This is a genomic window from Methylobacterium sp. J-077 (assembly GCF_022829365.1).
GTDB lineage: Bacteria > Pseudomonadota > Alphaproteobacteria > Rhizobiales > Beijerinckiaceae > Methylobacterium.
The window spans coordinates 1-1,778 of record NZ_JAKSYJ010000004.1; the positions used below are offsets into that span (position 1 = coordinate 1).

Sequence of the window (1,778 nt, forward strand, 5' to 3'; positions counted from 1 at the left end):
CGGCACCAGAAGTGTTCATGCCAGCCTTCACCGCTTGGCCGGCTGCGCTCGCCCGACCAGCTCCGCCGGCCAAGCTACCCGTGGTGGAGCGGACTACCGCGCACTAACTTTAACCTTGGACCACCCTGTGGGGGCCGATCAGTCCGCCGTCGCGCCATTCGACGGTGATCGGCCGCCCCGTCGTCGTCAGGCCGTTCGCGTCGAAAGCGCTGCAGCCGCCGGGAAGGGCCCTGGCGAACCCACCGCAGTAGCGGGACGCCGCGAATGCGTCGCGGATCGCCTCCGGGTTCCGCGACTTGGCGGTGTCGACGGCCTGCACGAGTTGCTCGAAGCCGGCCGCGTACATGATCGTCTCATGCGACGGCCAGACGCCGTATTTCGCCTCGTAGCGCTTCTCGAGGGCCGGATCTGCGTCGTAGTTCGCCGGCGCGATCGACAGGACACCTGTCGCGAGCGGACCGAGGGCCCTCTGGAAATCCGGGATGATGTAGCCGCCCGCTCCGCCGACGACGGTCGCATCGATCTGCTGCTGGCGCATCGAGCGGATGATCAGGACGGCGTCGTTCAGGTAGGACACCGGGAAGACGAGTTGCGCCCCGGAAGCGCGCAACTTGTTGATGAGGGGCGTGACATCCGTGATGCCCGGGGGATATCCCTCGTCGAGGACGACCTGCACGCCGGCCTTCCGGGCGGCCTCGCGCAGACCCTTCGACTGCGACGTGCCGTAGGACGTGTCCTCCCAGAGGATCGCGATCTTCTCGATCTTTTCGCCCGCCTGCTTTCCGAGTTCGAGCGCCTGATCGAAGGCGGCCTCGCCGAGCACGGACGCTTTTGGCGCGAGCTGGAAGATGTGCTTGTAGCCGCGCTCCGTGATCTGATCGGCGAACGAGTGCGTGACCATGGTCACGCCGAGCCGCTCCGTGACCTCGGAGGCGGCTAGGGTGATGTTGCTGATGAATGATCCGACGATCCCCACCACCCGGTCCCGGCTGACGAGGCGCTGGACCGCGACACCCGCTGCGCTGGGCGCCGGGGCGTCGGCATAGACGACCTGAACCTTTGCCCCATCGAGGGACGCGATCCCGCCGCGCCCGTTGATGTCGGCGGCTACCATCTCAATGCCGTTGCGGATGTTGGCTCCGAACTGCGCGTTCTGACCGCTCAACGGGACCACGACGCCAATCTTCACCGTCTCCTACGCGGATGCCGCCGAAAGGATCGTGAGGGACGCGGTGGCCAGAAGGGCAGCAACCAGAGTTCGTCTCGTCATCGCGACACCTCCTTGCAGTCGTTGCCGTCTGGCACGTCGCATGCGGATTGATGTCGGCCTGCGCTACGCTGCGCAACGAGACGGGATGCGATACCCAATTGCGAAAATTCGGAGCTCGGAAATGGATTGGGATGATCTTCGGGTTTTCCTGCAAGTGGTACGATCAGGGCAGATGGCTGCCGCTGCACGCCTCCTGAACCTCGATCATTCAACGATCAGCCGCCGCATCGCCCGTCTCAAGGGCCAGGTCGGCGCGACATTGTTCGACCGGACCGCCCGGCGCATCAGCATCACGGACGACGGCACTAATACCGATCCTCATTGATCAGAACCCATGAGCCCAGGCGCGCAGTCCGATGGAGATGATGCGCCAGGGTCGGTCGATGAGGGTGTTCCAGGCGTGGCAGCAGTGGTCGAGGATGTCGGCGTAGGATTTGAAGACGCGGTTGCCGAGCCAGTTGTCGCGCATGAACTGCCAGAGGTTCTCCACGGGGTTGAGTTCGGGGGA

The 1,778-nt window shown here is 64.9% G+C and carries 2 protein-coding genes and 1 pseudogene; 1 reads left to right on the forward strand and 2 read right to left on the reverse strand.

Translation table 11 applies throughout. From position 1 onward, the window contains the following. Positions 1–109: 109 nt before the first annotated feature. Entirely contained in the window at positions 110–1,189 is a 1,080-nt protein-coding gene (locus tag MKL11_RS00025; RefSeq protein ID WP_243939175.1) for an ABC transporter substrate-binding protein, read from the reverse strand. A 202-nt stretch (positions 1,190–1,391) separates the two neighbouring features. Between MKL11_RS00025 and MKL11_RS00030 the strand changes: the two genes are divergently transcribed. Next, the gene (locus tag MKL11_RS00030; RefSeq protein WP_243939176.1) at positions 1,392–1,595 is read left to right on the forward strand and encodes a LysR family transcriptional regulator; all 204 of its coding nucleotides are present in this window, start codon (positions 1,392–1,394) and stop codon (positions 1,593–1,595) included. Here the strand turns inward: MKL11_RS00030 and MKL11_RS00035 are convergent. Continuing rightward, positions 1,596–1,778 (reverse strand): annotated as a pseudogene (locus MKL11_RS00035) (IS630 family transposase); the annotation flags it as partial.

What these genes read in the sequence shown, in the direction of transcription:
- MKL11_RS00030 (WP_243939176.1), top strand. Translation starts at nt 1,392, where the DNA reads ATGGATTGGGATGATCTTCGGGTTTTCCTGCAAGTGGTACGATCAGGG.